We start from the raw sequence: 25877 nt of genomic DNA, 5'->3' as shown, positions 1-25877 counted from the left end.
ATAATTATTGAATAATATTGTTTTCTTATTTTTTGAAATTATTCATGTCATAGACGAAACCAAAAATGCGTTTAATGTATAATTTAAATACTAATTTTATTTTTAAAGGAGATATATGAAAATAGGAAACACACAGGTTGCTATCGACGCAATCAAGAATCCAAAATACAAAAATATTGTTATTTTTCATCATACTCGTCCAGACGGTGACTGTCTAGGGTCACAACACGGACTAGCCCAAATGATTAGAGATAATTTTCCAGATAAAAAAGTTTATACACCCGGCGATAATGTCGGTACATATGATTTTATGGACTACAAGTTCGATCCACTAGAAACAATTGATTTTAGCGATTCATTAGCTATTGTTGTTGATGCTTCTAGTTCAGATCGTATTGTGCATGGTGATTTATTGTTAGGCGATAAATTCAGTGCTAAATTAAGAATCGACCATCACCCTAACGGCAGTGATGTTGAATATGACTACTTATTTGTCGATGAACATTATGTAGCTTCTGCTGAACAAGTTGCACATATTGCTTATGATGCAAACTGAAAATTAAGTCAAAAAGCTGCTAAACACACATTTTTAGGAATAGTAACTGATTCAGGGAGATTTTTATACCAAGATACATCTGCTAGAACATTCAAGTTAGCTGCCTTTCTTGAAGAACAAGGTAATGTTGAATCATGAAAATTACACAAAGAATTAGGTAAAAGAAGTTTAAAAGATATTAAATATATTGGGCACATTCTTTCACACTTCCAAAAAGACGGTAGAGTGTTATATTTCATTGCTAACAAACAAGTACAAGAAGAATTCGGATTTGACGAGTTAAAAGCGGCAATTTTCGTTAATGAGTTAGCTAATATTGATGATAATTCATGTTGAGCATTTTTTGTCGAACAATCTGACGGAAGCGTACGTTGTCGTTTACGTTCAAATGGTCCACTAGTTAACGAAGTTGCTAATTTATACAACGGTGGTGGTCATGCGAATGCTGCCGGATGCAATATTTCATCATTTGATGAAGTAAAAGATGTCCTAAAACACTTAAATGACGCAATAGCCAAATGGGAGGCAAAATAATGAAAATGTCCGATACTGGAACATGACAAATTGCTGCCGAGAAATTAGAACAATATGACTCAATAGTGATTTTTCATCACATCAGACCTGATGGAGACTGTTTAGGTAGTCAATTTGGTTTAAGAGAATTATTGCGAGTAAATTACCCAAATAAAAAAGTTTATGCAATCGGTGAATCAAATGGTTTATTTTCTAACTTTTTGAATTTAGATTTTGACGAAATTCCATCAGATGAAATTTTAGCTAAGTCTTTAGGCGTTGTTGTAGATGCTAACCAAAAAGAAAGAATATATAACCGTGAAGTTTTAGACAAAAATTTATTTGCTGAAACTTTAAGAATTGACCATCATCCAAACGAGGATGATTTAGATAAAGTTACAGTTTGATTAGAAGAAAACCGTATTGCAGCGGCAGAAATGATAGCTGAACTTGCTTATCAAAAAAAATGGAAAATAACAGAAAGAGCTGCCAATTTTATTTTCCTAGGTATTGTAACTGACTCGGGAAGATTCCAATTTTCGGATACTAGTTCTCGAACACACGAATTAGCAGCGTTTTTATACAAAAACAACTTAAGAGCTGAAAAAGTTTTTCTAGGACTAGCTCAAACTTCACTTGAAGATTTAAAAGCACAAAACACATTAATGTCTTCGTTAAAAACCGTTGGGCAAGTTGCTTATATTCAAGTTGATTACAAAACAACTATTGAATTAGGTAAAACACCAAATGATATGGCTCGTCCTAACATGGTCGGCAATATTAAAGGTTTTCCGATTTGAGTTTCATTTAACGAAGAAGCAAACGGCAACATCAGAGTTGAATTTCGTTCAAACGGCCCTATTGTAAGAAATGTGGCCCTAAAATTTGGTGGCGGTGGCCACGACCGTGCTTCGGGAGCAATTATTAAAACATTTGCTGATGTTGACAAAGTTATTGCTGAATGTAATGCCGAAGTTGAACGTTGACAAAGAGAAAATAAGGAGTAATTATGGCAAAATTTAATCGTATTTTTATGATCGTAACAGACGGTTTAGGTATTGGACCAGACCGTGATCAAAAAGCATTTGGAGACAATGGAGCAAATACAATTCTTTCTGCCTCTAAAAGTGCTATGTTCTATATTGACAATTGAAAAAAATTGGGAATTGGAAATATCACAACATTAGAAGGTAACTACCATGTTCAAAAACCAAAAGCATACATGACTAGAGTGCAAGAAGTTTCAAACGCTAAAGATACTTTAGCTGGTCACTGAGAAATGATGGGAATTAAAACATTAGTTCCATTCCCAACATTTACTGAAAATGGTTTCCCTCAAGATTTAATTGATGAATTATCTAAAGCATTTGACGGACGTAAAATTATTTGCAACCGTAGTGGATCTGGTACTGAAATTATTGATGAATTTGCACAAGAACAAAAAGAAACAGGTGCAATTATTGTTTATACTTCAATGGACTCAGTATTGCAAATTGCAGCACATGAAGAATGAATTGGCTTAGACAATTTATACCGTTACGGAAAAGCCGCAAGAGAAATTTGTTCATCAAAACCTGAATGAAACGTAGGAAGAATTATTGTTCGTCCTTTCATTACCGATGAAAATGGCAAATACAAAAGAACATTCAACAGACACGACTATGCTAACAAACCACGTGAATTGATTCTAAATCAATTGCAAAAAGTTGGTGTTGATGTAGTTGCTGTTGGTAAAATTAATGATATTTTTGTTGGTCAAGGTATTTCAAGAGCTATTCACTCAGATGGTGACGCACACGCAATGGATATTACTATTGATGAAGCTAAAAAAGACACAAAAGATACATTCGTATTCACTAACTTAGTTCAATTTGACTCACATTACGGACACAGAAGAGATGTTGATGGTTATGCGTCAAATATTGCTTTATTAGACACAAAAATTGGTGTTTTAATGAACACAATGAAAGAAGATGACTTATTAATCATGACTTCAGATCACGGTAATGACCCATTATATCCAGGATTTAACCACACAAGAGAAATGTTACCTTTAACAATTTTTTCAAAATCATTTAAATCACCAAAAGTTCTAAAAGATGTTGAAGGTTTAGGAACAAGTGGTAATATTGTTGCACGTAACTGAAATGTTGAGATTGTAGCCGAAACAGGTGATGACATCTTCGAACAACTTGTTTAAATTCTAAAAAGTCGATTTGTTCGACTTTTTTATTTATTTTTTAGCTTTTTTGATAATTTTTTCATATACAATAATCTTGTTAAAAAAATAAGGAGGAAAATGAAAAAGACTATTTATTTGGCCGGTGGATGTTTTTGAGGCGTTGAAGCCTATTTTGCAAGAGTGAATGGAGTTTTAGATTCTGTATCAGGTTATGCAAACGGCTTAAATGACAAAGCTAACTACCGTGAATTAAAATCTTCAATGCACGCAGAAACAGTTAAGGTTGATTATGATGACGAAAAAGTATCAGTTGAGGAATTAGTGATGCATTTATTTAGATTAATTGACCCACAATCACTGAATAAACAAGGTAACGATATTGGTACTCAATATCGTACTGGTGTTTATTTTGAAAATGAAAATGATCATAAAATTATCGCTAAATTATTTGAGTATTTAAAGGATAAATACTCAAAATTCTATGTTGAGTTAGAAAAACTAAGACATTTTATAAATGCTGAAGATTACCACCAAGACTATTTAGAAAAAAATCCTAACGGATATTGTCATGTTAATTTAAATGTTGACTACAAATTGAATGAACATGAAAATAAAATTATTAAACAAGTCAGAAATGAACTAAAACTAGATCAGTTAAGTTATGATGTTTTGAAAAAATCAGCAACAGAGTATCCACACACATCTTCTTTAAATAATGAATATAGAAAAGGTATCTATGTAGAAAAAATCACAGGCGAGGCTTTATTTTCTTCTGATGATAAATTTGATTCTGGCTGTGGATGACCTTCATTCTCAAAACCGATTGAAAAAGAAAGCGTTCATTATTTGGATGACACTTCGCACAGAATGCTGCGAATTGAGGTTCGTTCGGGCGAAGGCAACAACCATTTAGGACATGTGTTCAACGATGGACCTAAAGATATGGGCGGCATGAGATATTGTATTAACGGAGCTGCTTTAGAATTTATTCCGCTCGAACAAATGGACGAAAGAGGTTACAGCGAATTTAAAAAATTCGTTAAATAATAAAAATAGACACTAAATTTTCTTGTGTCTATTTTTTAAAATATTTTGGTGTAACAATTTTTCAAGAATCATTGCCTTGACCAACTTTTTTTCTTTTAATTCCATATTTATAATCACCATCTTGACCAAAAAATTGAAAATTATAACCATTGTCATTTCAAGAGCTGTTATTTGCTTTTGCAGAATTAGATTCCTTATGAGCTGGTATTAAATTTGAGTATGCATCGCTTCTCAATGGGTTTACGTGTTCAATATTTCAGTCATTTCGATTGCGAAAAATTTGGCGACCAGCATAATCATATCCTGATGAAGCATTTCCAAAATAGTTCAATCAAACTTGTTCTCTTTTTAACATTGATTACCTCCTTTCCAATATCTATTGTAAAAAAAAAAAAAAAAATAAAAGAAAATAGCTTTCCTTTCCGAAAATAATCAATATGTGTGAGTAAATTTATCGACATTATTCATATTTTGACAACATTTTACTGCGGTATTGATTGTATTTTTCGACTGAACCATATTGCTTTTTATGAATCATATCTTCAATTGGCGAAACTGCAAAAACCAAGACATGAAAGATTACTAAAACAACAACTAACATTGCTCGTCCAACAATTAAACTAGTAAACTCTTGTTTAGCAATTTCTAATGACACATTTTTTACTGATACGTAATATTGAATATCAAATTTAAATGTAGTAATAAGATCAACAATTGGTACTAGAATTTGAGCCAACATTGCAAGTGAAACAAATATTACAGTTATATAACCAAAAAACAAGAAATTCTTTTCGGATTTTTGATTGCTATTTTGCCTGTCTTTCTATTTTTTATAGCACCAATGATTGCTAAAGCAATAAAAACAAAACTAAAAACAGTAATTCAATTAGCAATTAAATCGGTAAATGAATAGAGTCTAGCCATGCTCCATAATGAATCATTACTATATTTTAGGTAATTAGAATTTGTAGGAATATACAATAAAGAACCAATTAAAGTAAAAATTATATTTGCTCCTACCCCAATAATTATTGAATAAATAACACCAATAGTAGGACGATGCGGATTTAATTTATGAATAAATTTGTTTCATAATGGCATTTCGCCTTTTTTAATTAGTGTTTCAATAAAACGAGGCATTCACATAGAAAAGGCATTGATTACGCCAAATACACCAATTGCAATAGCAATATTGATTGCTCCAAAAATTATTTTTCCAGGTTTTAAACCGAACAAGTTCTGGATATAGTTTCGCATGTTTGAAAATGAACCACCATTGATTGACATTGCCACTGCAATAGCAATATAAAGAATTGTGATAATAATCAATCCTAACGAAAGAGCTAAAGTGGTTTTTTCCGGTTTTTTCATTTCTGACTGCATTCCCGCTGCAATATAGAAACCATCATAGGCAAAAAAGATAGCTCCAATTGATAAAAATACACCAATAAAACCAGCGGATGCTGAATACTGAATGAAACTATCACCCAGTTTTATTGAGTAGTTCGTATTGAAAGTTGTTATTTTGACCGTGTCAACACCACCTTTGCCGTTAAAAGCTAATATGAAACCAACAACAATGATAAACACTAGCGGAATAAATTTTATTGCTAAAACTATAGTGTTATGAATGTTACCAATTTTAGATACCAATCCAGGCACAAGCAATAAATAAAGTCCCATCAAAGTTGTGATTAGTAATCAAATTAGTCAATCATGACTGGTCCCAAAAGTGAGAGCCGGCTTGTCTGTTATTGCACCAATTCCGTCTTGTAAAACCTGAATTGTATAAACGGGCATGTAGAAAAAAGTAAGTGGCAAAGTTAAATAAATCATAAAATTCTTTGAAGCGTTGTAAACTCATCTGGAATTAAAAATTTGATTTCACCCCACTAAAGACATATTATCTTTTTTTACGCTAGCAACTTCTGCTAAAGCAATGGCCATCGAAATAACTGCAAAAGCAGCTAAAATTCAACAAACGATTGATAAAATTAAATTTCCTCGGGAGTTTCTTAAAACTTCATCTGATTTAAAAAAGATACCGGCACCAATGGAACTTCCCATTACAATCAACATTGAGGAGAAGAAACCGATTTTCTTTTTCCTCGGTAAGTTTTTAAAACTCTCTGATTGCTTGTCGTGTTTCATGTATCCTCCTAATGAAAAGAAATTATAACACATTCAATTAAGCAACATTGTATTTATTAATTACATAGATTTTACTAATACAACTATTTTTTAAAGCAATATGTCAAAAAGAACGTTGTAAAATACGCAAAAAAATCTAAATTTATAGAGTATAATAGAATTTATTACATATGAAATGAGGTAATTATGATAAATAAGATTAAAGGCACCAGAGATCTATCGCCAGCCGAAATGAATTTACAAGAATTTATTCGTAATATTTTTACCAAAACGATTAGAAGTTTTAATTTTAGCTTAATCGATACACCTATAATTGAATATTCGCAGCTATATAAACGTTCAGTTGCGGGTAGTGATATTGTTAAAAAAGAAATGTATGAGTTTAAAGATAAAGGTGATCGTGAAATAGCTTTACGTCCCGAAGGGACTGCTGGTTTTGTTAGAGCACTAATTGAAAATAAATGATATGCAACTTTAAAAACTCCTAAATTTGGTTATTTTGGCCAAATGTTTCGCTATGAACAACCGCAAAAAGGTCGCCAAAGACAATTTTACCAAGCCGGAGTCGAAGTAATAGGAGAGACAAATCCGTATGTTGATGCAGAGTTGATTGTGTTAGCCCACTCAATTTTGCAAACATTAGGTTTAAGTTTTATTTTAAAAATTAATTCAATTGGTGACTTTGAATCGAGACAAAAATATCAAGCAGATCTAAAAGAGTATTTTTTACAATACAAAGATCAATTGAGTATTGACTCACAAGAAAGAATTGAAAACAATGTATTGCGTATACTAGATGATAAAGTTGACTCACAAAAAGATTTCGTTAAAAAAGCACCAAAAATCAAAAATTACCTTTCTGACAAAAGCAATCAACAATTCAATCAATTATTGAAAATTTTAGACCAAAGTGGCGTTAATTACCAAGTTGATTATTCACTTGTTAGAGGTTTAGACTACTACGATGAGACAGTTTATGAGTTTGTTTCTACTGCACAAAGTGCCGGAGCACAATCAACACTAATTGGTGGCGGTAGATATTCTAATTTAATTAAAGAATTAGACGGACCAAAATTAGGAGCTAGTGGTTGAGGTTTTGGAGTTGATCGTGTGGCACAAATCATTATGGATGAAGAATTAGAAATTACCCAAGATGATGTTGAAGTTGTTGATATCGTAGTTGCTTCAACTGATGAAAAAATGCAAACAGAATTATTCACACTAGCGAACGAATTGAGAAATTACGGTGTGAAAATTGAATTTTTAAAAGAGATATCTAAGAGCAAAAAAATATTCGATAAAGCCAAAAGATTAAATTCCAAATTTGTTATTTTCAATGATAAATTTGATAATAATGAGTTAATCTTAGTTAAAAATATTCAAAACGAAGATAAAATTTACTTTAATTTAAGCGAAGAAGGTTTTGTTGATTTATTAGATTTTCTAGCCGAAAACGGTCTTAAAGCGATTGAAGATTTAGAACTTTTGATTGATTAATTATTTACTTTTATTAATATTGACATCGTAGTTTGACTATGATGTTTTTATTTATTTTAAATGCCGTTGCAATGACTTTCATATTTTTTCACATTAAAAAGCTAAAAGTTTAAAAAGTTTTTGTTTTTAAGGAAATATGTTTATAATAAACGTGTTATGTTAAGAAATTACTCAGTAAAACGTATTTACTTTATGAATGAAATAGCAATTTGAACTATTTCTATTTTTTAGTTAATACCTGAGTGAAATTTAAAAATTTAAATCCAAGCAGGTATATAGGAAAAAACCTGCTTTTTTAGATAAGATACTATAGAGGAGCCTTATATAAAAGTAATTAGTCGAGCAGGTATGCGAAGAAACTGGTGAAAGGATAAGAAGGCCGAATTGTAATATTGGGCACAATATTATGATGGCAACAATTCATAACAGTTTGTTGTTCTTTGGAATTTTCCATTGGCGCTATAGTCTACATTGTAATAAATAGTTTTATTATTTTGTGAGACTGGGGCTAAGGTCTTACATTTTTATTTTTAAAAAGCAATAAAACATAACGTACAATGAAATAATAATAAATTCAATATTCTTATTGAGAATGAGAGGAAACGTGAAATTTAAATTAAAATCAAAATTATGATTATTACCATTAACTACGACTCTTGCGACGCCGTTAGCAGTTGTTGCTTGTGGTAATACTGGTAACCAAAATAATGGTACAAATGGAGTTCAAAACACTCAAGGTGTAGCCACAGATAGCGAATATGTAAAACAAGGTGTAATTCGTAGCGGAGTGAACTCGACATATATCCCAAGAGAATTTTCTCAAGATTCATCTAATGCATATGGTTCATGACAACAACAACCGGAAGACCAAAATGCAGCCTTATTAATTAGAAAATCTACAACTGATAAAGCAGAAATTTTAGAGACAGCTGACCCTAACACCGGTGCGGTATCTTATCAAATTAAAAAACCATCAGTTTGAAGATATAAACTTGAATTAGCTTCAAAAATTATTGTTACAACTGTTGACGGAGAAGTAGTTGAATTTGACAAAGATGATGCGGTATTGACTGAACAACCAACAAATGGTAATTATAGTTTTGCTGTATATCAAGGTTTTTCAAATGATGACCGTAGTATTAACTCTAAAAAATTCTTTGATACTTTAGCTAAATCAACAAAATTACAATTTGAAATCAAAGATAATGTTAAATGAGTTGACAATAACGGTAATGAAACCAAATATAATGTTGTGGCAAGTGACTTCTACATCTCATGAATGAGAACTAGACTTTTAGGAGTTGCCGAACGTAAAAAAGTTGCTAATGGAACTGATGTAAATGTTACAGAATTGGACCAATTAATAACTGGAATTTTAAGTTCTGGTTCTAATTATTTCAGCGAGCAAATGAGATATCCTAACTTGTATCTATACGGACTATTCGAAGTTGACGCCAATAAATTAGATGATGAAAATGAAACTGTTCAAGATGGAAAACTTACTTTCCACAAACTATCGGGGAAAGATTCAGCCGATTTTAGCGCTTTAATTGAAAACCTTGCTACTAGCCAAGATTTTGCTGCTGCTCCAAGTCAATATATTGCCGATAAAGCCAAAGATGGTTTGCCTACTCTAGAACCATTTTCAACAGAAAATGCAGCAACATTTTCAATGGAAAAAATTAGTGCAATTCCACGTGACAATATTCTTTCAAGAGCTGGTGTGTACTGATACGGTATAAATGACAAATATAATCTATACGCAGGTGCATTCTACTATGGTGGATATGATAAATCGACCCAAGAAGAAAAATGACTACAAAATAAACACTATGTTGATCAAAAATGAGTTAATTCACCAACTGCCGTAAAACAATTTGTTTTAAGATACAAAGGTCAAGGTGATGATCAACAATTCTCAGCTGTTCTTTGAGACGACTTTAAAAGAGGTAGAATTTCAAGATTATCATACTCAACCATTCCAACAGCCCAACAAACAGAAGTTATTAAAGCGCCACAAAATTTTGGTGTTAATTATTCGCAATCTTTAAATAAATCATCAATTTTATCAACTCAAGGATGAAATTTACTTCCAGCAGTAACTGATATTGAAAGTGATTCTTTGAACAACCCTGCAACTCTAAAAGCAATTGTCGATTCAATTTCATATAATGATACTTTTTCGAGATTAGTATATGGCAAAACTGTTGAAGAAATGGTTAAATCACAATTCAAAGGTGACGATATTTACAACTTGTTCTCAGGTAACGGTGTAATATTCAGATCTCTAATTAGTGCCGCTGTTAACTATGACCATGTCGCATCATTTGTTACTGACGGAAAATCAAAAATGTATATTGCCGGTCTTGCGCCCGATGCAAACATTGGTGGAAGTGACCAAATTAATTCACAAACTAAAACATTACGTGATGTTTACCAAGATGTTAACTCTATATCATATTTAAACAGTAACTACACTAAAGCTAATTACACAACACCACAAGAATTTGCTGATAATTGATTGATAGCTGGTAGTGATTTAGATAAACTAAAATCACCAGAATTTGAAAAAATTAAAGCTGAAATGAAAAAATTCCTAGACGCAAACAATGTAGGTGCTGACGAAAAAGTTAAATGACAACTTACATTCAGATACGTTAACTGATCCCCACAAAAAATGCAACTAATTTACAATCAATTACCTGATTTATTCAAAGAATTAGACCCTCGTTTAGAATTAACTACAACAATTTACACTGCCGAACAAGCCGCACTATTCTACAATCAACACGTGTACGGTAGATCGCCATATAAAATCGGTGGTTGAGGTTATGATGTTAACTCAATGGGTTCAGGTGTTGATGGATTAGCGAACTTATACAACTTTGCAATCCCATCAATAATGCTAGGTCAAGAATTACCGCAAGACGCTAGCCAAAGCGCAAAAGATAACCAAAATAAATTTAAAGCTGCTTTCCCTGCTATATTCAAATTAAGTCAAGAATTTAACAAATGAGTCCAAGAACAACTAAACAATAATGTCTTTACATTATCAATTGGCTTAGACAAATTTAGAAATCTAACTTTATCTGAATTAGATAAAATATCAAACTCATTATCACATTATAAATATGATGAAGCTACTCAAAAATTAGTTGAAAATACAGATATCAAAGACACTGATGTTGATCTTACAACATTGACATCGAGATTCTTTACAACATACACAAAAACATTGACAAATCAACAAAATATAGATCTAGCAAAAGAGTTGGTATTGTTTATCGGAAATTCAGTTGGTAGATCAAAATTAATTTCATTAGAAGGTTTTAGTCCAGTGTTAATTAACCCTAACTATGTATTTCCATTTGTTGGTGCAGAAGAAGAATGATATAGTGATACGAAAGTACTTCAAAACACTGATAAATAATGTTTAAATATCTATCAAAAAGAATGGCTCTGGCCATTCTTACATTATTTATAGTTCTAATATTTTCGTATACCTTAATCGTTTTATTTATAAAAAACCCTTTTGAAATAGCTTTAATTAGCGAAAACGATCAACACAAAAGAGAAATACTACTCGCAAAATCGGAAGAATATAATTCGATTCCGATTATTGTAAAAATTGGTACATATTTTAAAAATTTCTTCCAAGGTAATTTTGGACCAATTTATATTCAAAGTGGTGGTTTCAAAACCATTCCACAATTATTCTTCGAACCATTAGGTTGAAGTATGCTAGTTTCATTGCCTTCGTTTATTATTTCTTCTTCATTGGGAGTAATTATTGGCATTATTGGCGGATATAAACGAGGAACGTGAGTTGACAACGTAATTAATGGTTTTGTATTTGTTTTTATTGCTGTTCCAAGTTTTATTCTTGCACCTATTGCCCTAAATATATTCCAAAAAGCAGGTTTTGATATTAGATTCATCTCTCCTAACGAAATCGGTGGAGGATGACTAGCAACTATTAAATCTATTATTCCAGCAATCACTGTAGTTAGTCTGGGTTCTTTAGCAGGTTACACATTATACGCACGTAATCAAGTTGTAACTGTGCTAACTTCAAATTATGTTTTAATCGCCAAAACCAAAGGTTTAGGTGATGGTGAAATATTTAGAAAATATGTTTTCAGAAATATTTCAATTCCGTTAGCAACTATCATTATTCCTTCTTATTTAATTCTTTTATCAGGTTCGATTATTGTTGAAAAATTCTGATTTATCCCTGGATCGGCAACTATTATTGCTAACTCATTCCCTGCCGGAGAAATAAATGTTGTCATGTTTAACGTCTTTTTCTTCACAGCACTAGGTTTATTTACTCAAATTATTGTGGATATTTCCTATCCGTTAATCGACCCAAGAATTAAATACCAAGCAAGTAGCGGAATTACTTTATCAATGATTTTCCGAGCTTACAAATTACGTAAATTAGAATATCAAGCACAACTGAAAGGAGAGAAAAATGAGTAAAAATTCAACAGAATTCAATCAAAAATATAGAATTAGTGCTGATTTAATCTCTAAATTAAAGTTGTCTAAAGATGAAAAAATTAGCAACAATATTGGTGGTAAACCCAAGGTATTATTGCTAGAAATAATTAAAAGATTTTTTACCAATCCTGTAGTTGTAATTGCTTTCATTGTCTTTATTGCAATTATTCTTACTTCAGTATTTGTTACAACATTTTCACAATATCCAGCAGTGAAACCAATTGACGCAAATTTACCAAATGACCAAAAAGTTGCAAACTTTCAGTCATTGCCTCCAATATTTGACCCGTTTAAAGAAACAACTGATATTGGGGTTATACGTAACTTACAAAAATGACAAAACCCTAATTTTGAATACTATAAATATTTAAGTCCTTATGCAGCTAATTCACATTTTATAATCCCAGGTAAAGTTGTTAAATATAATGCTTATTTATATTTTGACGGAGCACAGTTACAAGCAAAATTAATCGAATATACCAAAGAACATGGTCGTGCTTCGCTAGCAACGGCAGATATTGCTGGCATTATTGCTTCAATTCCTAAATTAAAAACATTTTTAGGAACTAATGCTTTAGGTGCTGATATTTGAACCAGTGTTTGAAAAGGAACTTTAGAATCACTTTGAGTCGCATTCTTTGTGGCAACTGTCGAAATCATTATCGGTGTCTTTGTTGGAGCTTATTTAGGTTTCAACGCCGGTAAATGACTAGACACATTTATGATGCGTTTAATTGAGATTTTCACATCGCCGCCTTCAATTATTTGATTATTACTATTTGTTACAATTTGGGGAACAAACCCATGAGTATTGATTGGTGGTTTATTATTCGTTGGTTGAACTGGACCAATCGGCGTTACTAGATTATTTATCATCACTGTTAAAGATGAAGAATATATCATGGCTGCCAAAAGTATTGGTGCTAGTGAAACAAGACAAATATTTTTACATGCTTTACCAGCAATTTTGGGAAAAATTGCAATGAGTTATGTAAGAAGAATTCCTTCGGTAATTTTATCAATTGCTTCATTAGCATTCTTAGGATTTTTCAAAGACAATGATTCAGCTAATTTAGGTAAATTTATGCTTGACAACCTAGAAGCTTCAAAAGGAAATGTTTGATTATTAATATTACCTGCCTTAATTCTATTAGGAATTTCAATTAGTTTACAATTCACCGCAATTGGGTTACACGATGCCCTTGATCCTAAAGTCATAAAAGTCAAAAGATAGGAGATTCATGAACAAAGAAAATATTTTAAACTCAATTAAAACTACTCCCTTAGCAGACGATACACTATTGGAAGTAGAAAATTTAAGAGTTGATTTTAAAAACGGTCGCAAAAATTTTATTCGAATTGTTCGTGGCTTAGATCTTAAAATTAAACGTGGTGAAATTATTGGACTAGTTGGCGAGTCTGGGTCAGGTAAATCTGTAACTTCAAAATCTCTAATTAATGTTAATGAAGGGGCTCAATTCGCAGCCGATAAAATGCAAATTGATGACCTAGATTTAACAAAAATCAAAAAAAATTCACAATGACAAGCAATCAGGGGTTCATATATTGGCTATATTCCACAAGATCCACTGACCTCGCTTAATCCTACTCGTAAAATTGGAAAACAACTGTTAGATGCTTTAAATCTAAACAAAGAATGAGAAGGAAAAACATACTTACAAAAAAGAAACTATTTAGTTTCCTTGCTGGATGAATTTGGCATTAGAAACGCCGAAGCAGTTTTTGATTCTTACCCTCACACATTGTCGGGTGGTATGAAACAAAGAGTTGTTATAACAATGGTTGTTGCTCTAAAACCAAAATTAATTATTGCCGATGAACCAACTACTGCCCTAGACCCAACGGTGCAAGCATCAGTGTTGGCATTATTTGAAAGAATACGGCAAACAATGAATATTTCAATTATTTTAATTAGCCACAACATTAGTGTTGTTGCCAAGTTCTGTGATTACATTTACGTTATGTATGCAGGAAGAATAGTTGAGCGGGGCAGTAGAAAAGATATTTTTACTGATCCACGCCATCCTTACACGTGAGCACTGATTTCTGCGATTCCAGAAAACAAACAACATCGCCTATATTCGATTAAAGGAACTCCGCCAGACATGGCGAATTTACCGTTAGGCGATCCGTTTGCTCCTCGTAATGATTATGCACTTGAAATTGATTTTTACAAAGAACCACCAATGTTGCCTGTTTCAAAACGCCACGCAGCAGCAACATGATTATTGCACCCTGATGCGCCTAAGGTTGAATTACCTCAAGATTTACAATTAAGAATTGACAGTTTTAGAAAGGTATTTGAAAATGATGAAGAAAAGTAATTCTAAACAAATTTTAGAAATACAAGGTTTAAAAAAATATTTTACCAACGGTAATGTAATCAATAAAGCGGTAAATAATGTCAGCTTTAATTTACATGAAGGTGAAATTGTTGGTTTAATTGGTGAATCTGGTTCAGGTAAAACGACAGTAGGGCGTTCATTATTGCGTCTTTACGATGATTTTAATGGCTTTGTCATGTTGGATGGCAAAGTTATCAGTGGCAAAAGAATTTCACGAGCGCAAACTAAATTCTTACGTAAAAACATTCAAATGATTTTTCAAGACCCACATGCTTCGTTAAATGGACAAAAAAATATTTATTCAACTTTAAAAGAACCTTTAATTGTTAACGGAATTATTAAAAATCAAATTAAAGATATTTTTAAGGATTGAGTTGAAATCAAAGAAAATTACTTTTATTCGTTCCAAGAAAAATACAAACAATTACGACTACAAAATTTATTATCAATTAATACCTTAGCCCATGACTTTTTCCACTCATGAGCAGAAAAAGTTAAAGAATGAAAAATAGATGATAATCTTTCTGCTGAAGATAACTTCAACTCGTACTTTTCATATTTAGAAGAAAAACAAAATATGGAAAGTTTAATAGTTAATAATTTGTATCAAAACACTGATGAATTGATGAATTTTTATTTCGAAAAACAAAGTGATTTTAGAAATATGAATTTGGATATTGATGAAAGCGAATTAAAAGCAGCTAGAGATCATTATTTTAAAACAATTAAACTGTCAAAAATGACTTTAAGACAATATAATTCAGCACAAAAAATCAAAGTTTGACAGCGTGAAATTAAAGATATCATCAAAAATAAAAAAGATGAAAAAGCAACAAATGTTAACACATTCAATAACTTTATTGTTGAATTTAAAAAAGATGCAAAAATATACCGTAATTCAAAAATAATTTCAACAAAACTGAATACATATACTCATAATATTAAAAACGAGCTTCTAAGTAAAAAAATGAATAAAGTAACAAAATCAATGAAGCATCAATTAAGATATCTTCATTATTCACAAGCTCGTGCAGCGATTGCTAAGTTGCAAGAATATACCAAAAATTTCTTCTCTGACCATCTTTCAAATATTGAATATTCTCCTAAAATTAAAAAAGAAATTACTAATGTTATTGAAGAAAAGTTCAACTTTAATTTTGATGATTTTATTGCATTGAATGCAAAAAATATCAATGATTATCACACAAAAATCAACGAATTAGAAACAAAAATTAAACAAAACTCAACAATTAGCTCGCCAAATAAAAAATATGCTTCTAAAGAAGATATTGAACAAGCGAGATTAGCGTACGAAAAAGCAAAAAAATTCAATCAAGAGATGATTGATGAATATATAATCAAACACAAAGAACGTATAGCTGAATTAGACTTAAAAATCGAACAAGCTAATGAAGAATACAAATTCTTAAAAGGTTTGCAAGACTTAACTAATACTGGTATTGATAATGCTCATAAACAATTTATTCAATATCTAAAACAAAAAGGTTTAGAAATGAAGCAAGCTTATAAAGAAGCAAAAAAAGCCAAATCTCCAGAAACAAATTCATTGAAAATGAAGTTGTTTGAACACAACAAAATGATCAATTTATACATTTCAAAAGTAAAAAATAAACTTTTAACATTAAAATCGTTCCAAATTGAAGCTAAATACTTAAATAAAGATGTTAATGCAATTAAGATCCTATTAGGAATCAACAATTCTCGGGCAGTAGATTTCAATTCTGTTAAATTCATCAAATTTATTTCGGGTAATATAATTGCTAAAATATTGATCAAAAACTTATTGATAAAAACAACTATTTACAAATCACTAGAAGATGTTGGTTTATTGAAACAATTTGCATATCGTTATCCACACGAATTTAGTGGTGGACAACGTCAAAGAATTGTTATTGCTCGTGCTTTAATTACCCAACCTAAAGTTATCGTTGCCGATGAACCGATTGCTTCACTGGATATTTCAATTCAAGCACAAGTTGTCAACTTATTAAAAGACTTATGTGAGAAAAAGAATATCGGAATGATCTTTATTGCTCACGACCTTTCAATGATTGAATACATTGCCGATCGTGTTGAAATTATGCACTACGGAAAAATTGTGGAATCTGGTTCAACACAAAAAGTGTATGAAAAACCAGTGCATCCATACACAATTAACCTATTTAAAGCAATTCCGAAAATTTCTAACGCTAATGAGAAATTTGAAAATATTAGTTTTGAACTTGATTATTTCAAAGGACAAGAATATCCAAATGTTCCTGAACTATATCAAGTTGAAGACGAGCATTTTGTTTATGGAACATACGAACAAACATCACAATGAGCTAAACCATTAAACTTAAAAGCAAATAAAATTAATGCTAATTCTCAAGCCAACAAATTGGAAGCGAATAAGCACGCATTTAAGTGAGCATATTTAAACAATGATTAAACAATATTTTAAAGACTCATTTACTCTTAAACGATTAATACATTTCTTTGTTATTTTACTGATTGGTGTGGCTATTTTGGCTGGTGCCATTACTTATTTAGTACTTAATAAAAGATATGCCAATACTCAAAACCAAGCTCAATACATTGCCAGTGATTCTCTGATGGGTATGGGTGTGTGATACTTGGCTTACGGTGTAATTTTAATTTCAGTTCGTTCTGGTTTAGGTTCAGGGATAACTAAAATTCACCAAAATAAAACTAAATCAAAATTATTAAGACGCATTTCTAAAATCAATACGAATAACTCAATATCAAGCGAAGAAAGAATTGAATTAAAAGTACTGAATGAAGAATTAAAAGAGTTGCAACAACGGCAAGAAACAGCGAATTTAACCAAAAAAAATAATCTTATTTACTGAATACTAGTTGCATTAGGAATCATAAGTCTTGTGATTGCAATTATTCTTATCTTTGCGTAAAATTTAGGTCTTTATTGACCTATTTTTTACGCAAAAAATTAATAAATAGATTTGTTGACGAAAAACATAAGCATTTATTGATTTTTTGAACTATTTTCAATGGTTTTATTGCATTTTTTATAAAATTATATATATACAAAGGAAAGGAAATTATGGCTGAAGAAATAAAAAAAGACAAACTAGCGACTGTTTATCATGTTACTCCATACAACGGAAAATGACAAGTTAAAGGTGTTGGCAACACTAGACCAACTAAATTATTTGACACTCAAAAAGAAGCTATTGCTTACTCAAATGAACTAACTAAAAAACGTAATGGTTCAGTAATTATTCATCGTAAAACTGGACAAGTAAGAGATAGTATTAGTAATAAGAAAAAGAAATAGAAATATAGTGTCTACTATATTTTTATTTATTTTCGTAAGTAAAGGAGAGCAATATGTCTAATTACAAATTGGTTTCAAATTATAGCCCAGCAGGCGACCAACCTAAAGCTATTGCGGAATTGGTTGACAACATCAACTCTGGCAAAAAATTTCAAGTTTTAAAAGGAGTTACTGGTAGTGGAAAAACATTCACTATCGCTAATGTGATTGCTAATTTTGATCGTCCTGTTTTGGTTCTCTCTCATAATAAAACATTAGCCTCGCAACTTTATAGCGAATTAAAGTCATTTTTTCCGAATAATAATGTTGAATATTTTGTGTCTTATTTCGACTATTATCGTCCTGAAGCCTATATACCTTCTAGTGACTCATACATTGAAAAAAACTCCCAAACTAACCGTGAAATTGAAGCAATGCGAATGTCAACATTTAACTCTTTATTGACTGAAAATAACACAATCGTTGTTGCATCTGTCTCGGCCATTTATGGTGCCTTAAATCCCAATGATTATAATGAACAAATTTTCTACATTGCGGTTGGTGATATCTATAAAAGAAGCGATTTTTTTAAAAAACTTATTCAAAAAAACTATAAACGAAACGAAGTTGATCAAGATCTGGGGACTTTTAGTTCAAAAGGCGATACAGTCTTTATTAGACCCGCACACAGTGATGAATTTATGATTAGAGTCGATTTTTGAGATGATGAAATCGAAAAAATTTCAACAGTAAATCCATTGACCAAAACAGTAATTCAAACTCATAAACAATTCCGAATTTTCCCTGGCGACGCATATACAGTCGGCAATGAATTAGTAAAAAAAGTTGTTGAAGAAATAGGCGAAGAATTAGAAAAGCGAATTGAATATTTTTCAAAAAATAATAAACTACTGGAAGCACAGAGAATTGACGAACGTACAACTAAAGATATGGACTCATTACGTGAATTTGGTGTTTGTTCGGGCATTGAAAACTACTCACGATTTTTTGACCGCAGAAAGCCAGGTGAAAGACCTTATACACTATTAGATTATTTTGCGGGTAAAAACCCACTATTAATTATTGATGAAAGTCATATGATGATTCCTCAATTACGCGCTATGTATCACGGGGATCGCTCACGTAAAGAAAATTTAGTTAATTATGGTTTTAGATTGCCATCGGCACTTGATAATCGACCATTACGTTTTGACGAATACGAAAATGGTTTTGATTTCCAAACAATTTTTATCTCCGCTACGCCTGAATCTTATGAATTAGAAAAAACAAAGGGCAACTTAACTCGCTTATTCGTGCGGCCAACAGGTTTATTAGACCCAGTTATTGAAGTAAGGAGTTCGAAAAATCAAGTTGAAGATATCTATGATGAATTGCAAAAACAAAAACAAAAAAACGAACGAACTTTGATATTGACCACAACTAAACGTTTAGCAGAAGAATTGACACGTTTTTATTTAGAAAAAAACGAAAAAATTGCCTTTATTCATTCAGACCACACTGCATTTGAACGCAATAGAATTCTCTTGAAATTACGTAAAGGTATTTATGATACTGTTATTGGAATTAACTTGTTACGTGAGGGTATTGACTTACCTGAAGTTAGTCTAATTGTAGTTTTAGACGCTGATAAAGAAGGTTTTTTACGTGATACAAAATCATTGATCCAAATTTCAGGTCGTGCAGCCCGTAATGCTAACGGTAGGGTGTTGTTTTATGGCGACACTATTTCACGCAGTATGAAGGCAACAATTGCTGATAATAAAGAAAAAAGAGAGTTGCAAATTGCTTATAATTTAAAACATAATATCACTCCGCAAACAATTATTAAAGCAATACCAGACGCCCTGCTTGATGATGCTAAAGACGAACAAATCAGCTTTTATTTAAGTAAGAATAAAGTCGGCAAAAAAGAGAAAGCACAATTGCTGGAAGAATTGAATGCTAAAATGAATGAAGCAGCGAAAAATTTAGATTACGAAAAGGCAATAGAGATTCGTGATTTAATTATTGAATTAGAAACAAAACAATAACAAAAAGGGGAAAAATGTCAACAAAAGAACAAATTACAATAAAAGGTGCTAGAGAAAATAATTTAAAAAATGTTAATCTAGTTTTGCCTAAAAATAAATTAATAGTTTTTACCGGTTTATCGGGTTCGGGTAAGTCATCATTGGCGTTTAATACGATTTACGAAGAAGGCCGTCGTAGATATGTAGATAGTTTGAGTAATTATGCTCGCCAATTTTTAGGGGGAAGCAATAAACCCGATGTAGATGCCATTGATGGTTTGAGTCCATCGATTGCAATTGAGCAAAAAACAACACATAATAATCCACGTTCGACAGTGGGCACTGTCACGGAAATTTATGATTATTTACGTTTATTGTTTGCTCGTATTGGCGTTCCTTATTGTCCGCAACACAAAATTCCAATCAAATCACAAACTAACAAAGATATTATTGACTCTTTAAACTCAATGAAAACCAGTGGCAAAATATTGATTTTGTCACCAATTGTAGACAATGAAAAAGGGACACATTTAAACTTAATTGATAAGTTACGTAAAGATGGTTTTATCCGAGTAAAAGTTGATGGACAATTAAGAAATTTGGATGATGAAATCATTTTGGATAAAAATAGTAAACACACAATAGACATAGTTGTCGATCGTGTAAATGTTGTGGATGAGTCTGCTCGTTTAGCGGAGGCTATTTCAGTAGCTGCCGAATACAGTAAAGGTTTAATTAAAGTGGAAAGTGACGAAGGTGAAATTAAAACTTTTTCAAAACTACACTCGTGTATGTATAAAGATTTTGAAATGCCTAAAATCGAGCCACGTTTATTTTCATTCAACTCACCCGCTGGTGCTTGTGAGCAATGTAAAGGTCTTGGTGTAGATTTGCGAGCAAGTTTTGAGGCACTAGTGCCAGAACCTTGAAGAAGTATAAACAATGGTGGAATAAAAATATTCGAAAACACAGTAAACACACAAAACTTAGAATGACAAGAATTTGAAGTTTTATTAAACCACTATGGTATTGATAAAAGCATTCCTATCGAAGATCTTTCACCATCTGATATAAAGAGAATTAAATATGGTTCAGATGAAGAAATTGAATATGTTTTAATTTCTGCATCTGGCAACCGGATTCGTCGTAGTAAACGTATAGAAGGTATATTAGATATTGTTGAGCGTAAATATATGGAAACTAGCTCACAAACTATCCGTGACTATACAAAAAAATATATGGGTTCATATCCGTGTTCAAAATGTAATAACTCAAGATTGAATAAATATGCTTTAGCAGTCCAAATTGATGGCAAAAATATTGATGATTATGCACGATTATCAATTGAAGAAGCATTAAACACTATCGAAAATATTAATTTAAACGAGAATGATTCACATATTTCTTCATTAATTCTTACTGAATTAATTAATAGATTGAGCTTTTTACAAAATGTAGGATTGAACTATCTGAGTCTAAACAGGAATGCTGAAACACTTTCGGGTGGTGAAAGCCAAAGAATTAAACTTGCAACGCAAATTGGGTCAAATTTAACTGGTGTTTTATATGTTTTGGACGAACCTTCAATTGGCTTGCATCAAAGAGATAATGATCGTTTGATCGCCACACTAAAAAATATGGTGGAAATTGGCAATACACTGATTGTTGTTGAACACGATGAAGACACAATTAGAGCTGCAGAACATATAGTCGATATTGGACCATTAGCAGGTGCCGAGGGTGGTAATATTGTTGCTCAAGGTACAATGCAGGATATTATGCAAACTAAAGATTCATTGACTGGAAAATACTTAAGCGGTGAATTAAAGATTGAATTGCCTAAGTTTAGACGTTCAGGCAATGGTCAAGTTGTTACTGTCAAAGGCGCTAAAGAAAATAATTTAAAAAATATTGATGTTAAGTTTCCGCTTGGCAAATTTATTGCCGTTACAGGCATAAGCGGCAGTGGTAAAAGTACATTGGTTAATGAAATTTTTGTTAAAGGAATACAAAGAGTTGTCAATAAAAATACTGAAAAAATAGGGAAATTTTCTTCTATTCAAAATATCAATGCGATTGATAAAGTGATACCAATTTCGCAAAGTCCTATCGGCAGAACGCCACGTTCTACCCCTGCAACACACATTTCGGTTTTTGATGATATCCGTGATTTATTCGCTTCGACAACCGAAGCACAAGCAAGAGCACTTACGAAATCTAATTTTAGTTTCAATGTTCCTGGCGGTAGATGTGAAAAATGTACCGGCGATGGAGTAATTAAAATTGAAATGCACTTTTTACCCGATGTTTATATTGTCTGTGATCAATGCGATGGCAAACGTTACACAAAAGAAACATTGGAAGTAAAATACAAAAACAAAAACATTTCTGACGTTTTAAATATGAGCGTTGATGAAGCGTATGATTTCTTTGCGGCTAGACCAAAAATTAAGGAAAAATTAGCAGTTATTAAATCAATAGGTTTAGGTTACATTAAACTAGGTCAATCATCCACCACACTGAGCGGCGGTGAAGCACAAAGAGTTAAATTGGCCACATACTTGCATAAAAAAGCAACCGGTAAAACCGTGTATGTATTAGACGAGCCAACAACCGGATTACACCCACACGATGTCAATAAACTTTTATCAGTTTTAAATAAAATTGTTGATAATGGTGACACAGTGGTGGTTATTGAACATAACCTTGACGTTATAAAATGTGCCGATTACATCATCGATTTAGGACCAGAGGGCGGTGTCAACGGCGGCAAAGTTGTTGCCAGTGGAACTCCCGAGCAAGTTGCATCTGTACCTGGCAGTTACACAGGACAATACTTAAAAAAATATTTATCATAATACTTATTGCAGTGAGAAGTGTTAGTACTAATGTGCTAATGCTTTTTTATGAATAAATATGTTGAAAAAACACTGTAAAATATGTAATTATCCATAAAACAACAAACGCTTAAACTTGAGAACAAAAAACTCTTTTCAAAAAATGAGGTTGAAAATAAAGGTAAATAATCAATTAATTCCCAAATACTGTGCAGGAATTAGAATTGGTACTGTTGTGTCATTAAAAGAAATGAATGTAGTTAATGGAATTGTTGAATTTGTCAGAAGTTGTACACTAAATGGCTGGTTAGTGAGTGAAATTGGTGTTGTTAATAGTGTAGATATTCATCAAAAAAAGAATAAAAAACTGAGTTTGAATAGTTAAAAACAGCTTTTATCATTGCTCAATTTATAAAATATTGTATATATAGCAAGTAATCAAAAAATCCTAACACAACTTTTGTTGTGTCGGTTTTCATTAAAGAAAATAAAAAACGCCATAAGGCGTTGTGGAGCAAATACATATGGTACCCAAGACAGGACTTGAACCTGCACGGATTTCTCCAGTAGATTTTGAGTCTACGGTGTCTACCATTCCACCACTTGGGCAAATTTCTTAATAATTATAATTGATTTTTAGAATATAATAAACAAATAATTATTTTTAGGAGATTGATGGTAGGAATAGTAGCTGAATATAACCCATTTCATAATGGCCATATACGTCAAATTAATTGAGTTAAGCAAAATTTTCCTGGTGAAAAAATTATTGTCGTGATGAGCGATAAATTTTCGCAGCGTGGTGAATTTACTATTGCTAGTTTTTTTAGCCGAAAACGAATCGCTAAAAAATATGGAGTCAATAAAGTGATTAAATTAAGTTTTGACGAAACTGTTCAAGCAGCCCACATATTTGCTTATCACGCAGTAATGAAATTGCATCAAGCAGGTGTGAATAAAATTGTTTTTGGTTCTGAAAGTGACGATGTCAAGCAAATGTTATATTTGGCTCAGTTTTTAAATAAAAACAGTGATGATTTCAATATAACTATTCGTAAATATATCAAAAAAGAGAAAATGGCATATCCTAAAGCTTTTTCTTTAGCACTAAGTGAATTGAGTGGCTCTAGCTATGATTTACCTAATGATATTTTAGGTTTTGAATATGTCAAAACAATAGTCAATAACAATCTCGATATTCAAATTTATTCAATCAAACGCAATATTGAATTTCATTCGGAGCAAACTTATGAAAATTACGCATCTGCTTCTTTATTGCGAAAAAAAATTAAAAATAATGAAGACATTTCAAAATACACGCCAATGTGAATTAAAAAAGGTCGCTTTATTGAAAAAACCTATTTTAAATTTAAAAAAATTTTACTATCAACACCATTAGAAAAAATAAAACGAATTAAATTAGTCAGCGAAGGTATCGAAAATCTTTTTTTAAAAAATATTCATCACACAAATTATGATGATTTTATTCAAGCATGTGTTTCCAAACGTTACACAGCCTCAAGAATTAAAAGAATCTACGCCTGAATATTATGTAAAAAATGAAAATAAAGGAGTGAAAAATGAAACAAATAATTCTAACAAGTCAAAATGATTATAAAAAAACAATTAACGCTATGGAAAGAGAACTTGATGAAATATGAGAATTAGGTTTAAATAATGCCGAGTTAGTTTTTATTGACGAGGAAAATCAAAATTTATGAAATTTAATCATTAAATATTTAGATGAGCATAAAGACGAATTTTCTTATGAAATAGTTTCACAAAATAATAGAATTTTAGTTACATTTGTTATCTAAAAATACGCCAAAAGTAAATCAAAGTTTTTAGGTTATAAAATAATTTTGTTTTCTAGACTATATGATAAAATTAATAGGCAATATTTAATTGCAGAAAGTAGATTTAATCTCACCTGATGACCATATAGTCTTGGGTTCTAGCTACAATTAAAATTTATTTTATATGTAGTTGAGAAGTGGAAACACTTATTAATTTAAATTTATCTATTATAAAGGAGTTATTATACAACCAACAAATACTAGAAATAAAAAACCGGCAGCGGAACATATGATTAATTCAAATATTCCATTTGCAAAAGTCTTTTTAATTGGACCAGAAGGCGAAAAAATTGGTGTTAAAGCAACCAAAGAAGCAATTCAAATAGCACGTGAGTACAGTATGGACTTAGTGCTAATTAGTGTTGAACCAAAACCAATTGCTCGAATCTTAGATTATGGCAAATTTAAATACGACCGTAAGAAAAAACAAAAAGCTGCTAAAGAGAAACAAACTATTATTCAAAATCGTCAAATTAGATTGACTGTAATGATCGGTGATCATGATTTACAAGTTAAAGCACGTAAAGCAAGAGAATTTTTACTTGATGGTGACAGGCTAAAAGTTAGTCTTAAATATCGTGGCCGTGAAATGGCGCGTCCAGAACTTGGTTACGACACAATTAATCGTTTCTTTGCTTTATTAGAAGATATTGCTGATATCGCTAAAGAAGCTGCACTTGTGAATAATAGATTTCTTGACATGTATTTGCAACCAAATAAAACAAAAGTTGCTAAATACAAAAAAGAAAATAATATAGTAGATAAAATTGCTACACAACAAGAAGACGATTCTGAATCATCATCAGATGACGAAGAATAGTCACAAGGAGTAAATATGCCTAAAATGAAGACAAAAAGCGCTCTTAAAAAACGTATCAAAATTACAGGTACAGGAAAAGTTTTAAGAGAACAAGCTTACCGTTCACACTTAGCCCAAAATAAATCAACAAAACAAAAACGTCAAGCACGTAAATCTGTTCAAATGCACGCATCTGACATCAAAAGATTCAAAGGCTTATTTTAATAACTATATTTAATTAA

22 protein-coding genes, 1 tRNA gene and 1 riboswitch are annotated in these 25877 nt (G+C 31.5%); of the genes, 19 read left to right on the top strand and 4 right to left on the bottom strand.

Annotated features, from left to right (window positions below; translation table 4 throughout):
• Positions 1-115 precede the first annotated feature (115 nt).
• The 4 genes from NXS15_RS02680 to msrB all read left to right on the top strand — a co-directional run bounded on the left by NXS15_RS02680 (position 116) and on the right by msrB (position 4298).
• Positions 116-1090 carry a bifunctional oligoribonuclease/PAP phosphatase NrnA gene (locus tag NXS15_RS02680; RefSeq protein ID WP_259290323.1) on the top strand — a complete coding sequence of 325 codons (975 nt, stop codon included), beginning with the start codon at positions 116-118 and terminating at the stop codon, positions 1088-1090.
• On the top strand, positions 1090-2076 hold the full coding sequence (locus NXS15_RS02675) for a bifunctional oligoribonuclease/PAP phosphatase NrnA (protein ID WP_259290322.1): 987 nt from the start codon (positions 1090-1092) through the stop codon (positions 2074-2076). The genes NXS15_RS02680 and NXS15_RS02675 overlap by 1 nt, the downstream gene beginning before the upstream one ends.
• A gap of 2 nt (positions 2077-2078) precedes the next feature.
• A complete protein-coding gene (locus NXS15_RS02670; protein WP_259290321.1) occupies positions 2079-3269 on the top strand; it encodes a phosphopentomutase in 1191 nt (396 codons plus the stop codon).
• A gap of 99 nt (positions 3270-3368) precedes the next feature.
• Positions 3369-4298, top strand: coding sequence for a peptide-methionine (R)-S-oxide reductase MsrB (msrB, locus tag NXS15_RS02665; RefSeq protein ID WP_259290320.1), 930 nt, complete (start codon positions 3369-3371; stop codon positions 4296-4298).
• A 28-nt stretch (positions 4299-4326) separates the two neighbouring features.
• Here the strand turns inward: msrB and NXS15_RS02660 are convergent, their stop codons facing one another.
• From NXS15_RS02660 to NXS15_RS02650, 3 genes are all read right to left on the bottom strand, one after another.
• A complete protein-coding gene (locus NXS15_RS02660; RefSeq protein ID WP_259290319.1) occupies positions 4327-4653 on the bottom strand; it encodes an HNH endonuclease domain-containing protein in 327 nt (108 codons plus the stop codon).
• Positions 4654-4758: 105 nt separating this feature from the next.
• Positions 4759-5037 carry a hypothetical protein gene (locus tag NXS15_RS02655; protein WP_259290318.1) on the bottom strand — a complete coding sequence of 93 codons (279 nt, stop codon included), beginning with the start codon at positions 5035-5037 and terminating at the stop codon, positions 4759-4761.
• Positions 5038-5060: 23 nt separating this feature from the next.
• A complete protein-coding gene (locus NXS15_RS02650; protein WP_259290317.1) occupies positions 5061-6449 on the bottom strand; it encodes an APC family permease in 1389 nt (462 codons plus the stop codon).
• Positions 6450-6635: 186 nt separating this feature from the next.
• On the opposite strand from NXS15_RS02650, the gene hisS reads away from it, so the two are divergent.
• The 11 genes from hisS to NXS15_RS02595 all read left to right on the top strand — a co-directional run bounded on the left by hisS (position 6636) and on the right by NXS15_RS02595 (position 23365).
• A complete protein-coding gene (hisS, locus tag NXS15_RS02645; RefSeq protein ID WP_259290316.1) occupies positions 6636-7946 on the top strand; it encodes a histidine--tRNA ligase in 1311 nt (436 codons plus the stop codon).
• Between the two features lie 302 nt (positions 7947-8248).
• Positions 8249-8416: riboswitch (Lysine riboswitch) on the top strand.
• A 134-nt stretch (positions 8417-8550) separates the two neighbouring features.
• Entirely contained in the window at positions 8551-11376 is a 2826-nt protein-coding gene (locus NXS15_RS02640) for an OppA family ABC transporter substrate-binding lipoprotein (RefSeq protein WP_259290315.1), read from the top strand.
• Entirely contained in the window at positions 11376-12428 is a 1053-nt protein-coding gene (locus tag NXS15_RS02635) for an ABC transporter permease (RefSeq protein WP_259290314.1), read from the top strand. Before NXS15_RS02640 ends, NXS15_RS02635 begins: the two co-directional genes overlap by 1 nt.
• Complete coding sequence (locus tag NXS15_RS02630) at positions 12421-13683, top strand: ABC transporter permease (protein WP_259290313.1); 1263 nt, start codon at positions 12421-12423, stop codon at positions 13681-13683. The genes NXS15_RS02635 and NXS15_RS02630 overlap by 8 nt, the downstream gene beginning before the upstream one ends.
• Positions 13684-13690: 7 nt before the next feature.
• The gene (locus tag NXS15_RS02625) at positions 13691-14794 is read left to right on the top strand and encodes an ABC transporter ATP-binding protein (RefSeq protein WP_259290312.1); all 1104 of its coding nucleotides are present in this window, start codon (positions 13691-13693) and stop codon (positions 14792-14794) included.
• On the top strand, positions 14778-17267 hold the full coding sequence (locus NXS15_RS02620; RefSeq protein ID WP_259290311.1) for an ATP-binding cassette domain-containing protein: 2490 nt from the start codon (positions 14778-14780) through the stop codon (positions 17265-17267). The genes NXS15_RS02625 and NXS15_RS02620 overlap by 17 nt, the downstream gene beginning before the upstream one ends.
• On the top strand, positions 17260-17748 hold the full coding sequence (locus tag NXS15_RS02615; protein ID WP_259290310.1) for a hypothetical protein: 489 nt from the start codon (positions 17260-17262) through the stop codon (positions 17746-17748). The genes NXS15_RS02620 and NXS15_RS02615 overlap by 8 nt, the downstream gene beginning before the upstream one ends.
• A gap of 152 nt (positions 17749-17900) precedes the next feature.
• Positions 17901-18134: a DUF2188 domain-containing protein gene (locus tag NXS15_RS02610; protein ID WP_259290309.1), complete on the top strand. Its 234-nt coding sequence runs from the start codon at positions 17901-17903 to the stop codon at positions 18132-18134.
• A gap of 53 nt (positions 18135-18187) precedes the next feature.
• Positions 18188-20164, top strand: coding sequence for an excinuclease ABC subunit UvrB (uvrB, locus tag NXS15_RS02605; RefSeq protein ID WP_259290308.1), 1977 nt, complete (start codon positions 18188-18190; stop codon positions 20162-20164).
• 14 nt (positions 20165-20178) lie between these two features.
• On the top strand, positions 20179-23001 hold the full coding sequence (gene uvrA / locus NXS15_RS02600; protein ID WP_259290307.1) for an excinuclease ABC subunit UvrA: 2823 nt from the start codon (positions 20179-20181) through the stop codon (positions 22999-23001).
• A gap of 142 nt (positions 23002-23143) precedes the next feature.
• Entirely contained in the window at positions 23144-23365 is a 222-nt protein-coding gene (locus tag NXS15_RS02595; protein WP_259290306.1) for a hypothetical protein, read from the top strand.
• A 140-nt stretch (positions 23366-23505) separates the two neighbouring features.
• On the opposite strand, the gene NXS15_RS02590 is transcribed toward NXS15_RS02595, so the two are convergent.
• Positions 23506-23589: transfer RNA gene (locus tag NXS15_RS02590), tRNA-Leu, on the bottom strand.
• Positions 23590-23655: 66 nt separating this feature from the next.
• Between NXS15_RS02590 and NXS15_RS02585 the strand changes: the two genes are divergently transcribed.
• The 4 genes from NXS15_RS02585 (at position 23656) to rpmI (ending at position 25860) form a co-directional block, all read left to right on the top strand.
• On the top strand, positions 23656-24549 hold the full coding sequence (locus NXS15_RS02585) for a nucleotidyltransferase (protein ID WP_396888604.1): 894 nt from the start codon (positions 23656-23658) through the stop codon (positions 24547-24549).
• 11 nt (positions 24550-24560) lie between these two features.
• Positions 24561-24797, top strand: coding sequence for a hypothetical protein (locus NXS15_RS02580; RefSeq protein ID WP_259290305.1), 237 nt, complete (start codon positions 24561-24563; stop codon positions 24795-24797).
• 268 nt (positions 24798-25065) lie between these two features.
• The gene (gene infC, locus NXS15_RS02575; RefSeq protein ID WP_259290304.1) at positions 25066-25656 is read left to right on the top strand and encodes a translation initiation factor IF-3; all 591 of its coding nucleotides are present in this window, start codon (positions 25066-25068) and stop codon (positions 25654-25656) included.
• A gap of 15 nt (positions 25657-25671) precedes the next feature.
• Positions 25672-25860, top strand: coding sequence for a 50S ribosomal protein L35 (rpmI, locus tag NXS15_RS02570; protein WP_038561632.1), 189 nt, complete (start codon positions 25672-25674; stop codon positions 25858-25860).
• Positions 25861-25877: the final 17 nt, after the last annotated feature.

This window comes from Mycoplasma sp. CSL7475-4, assembly GCF_024834065.1.
In the GTDB taxonomy this organism is placed as follows: Bacteria; Bacillota_I; Bacilli_A; order Mycoplasmatales; family Metamycoplasmataceae; genus Mycoplasmopsis.
This window is presented reverse-complemented; position numbering and strand designations above follow the sequence as displayed.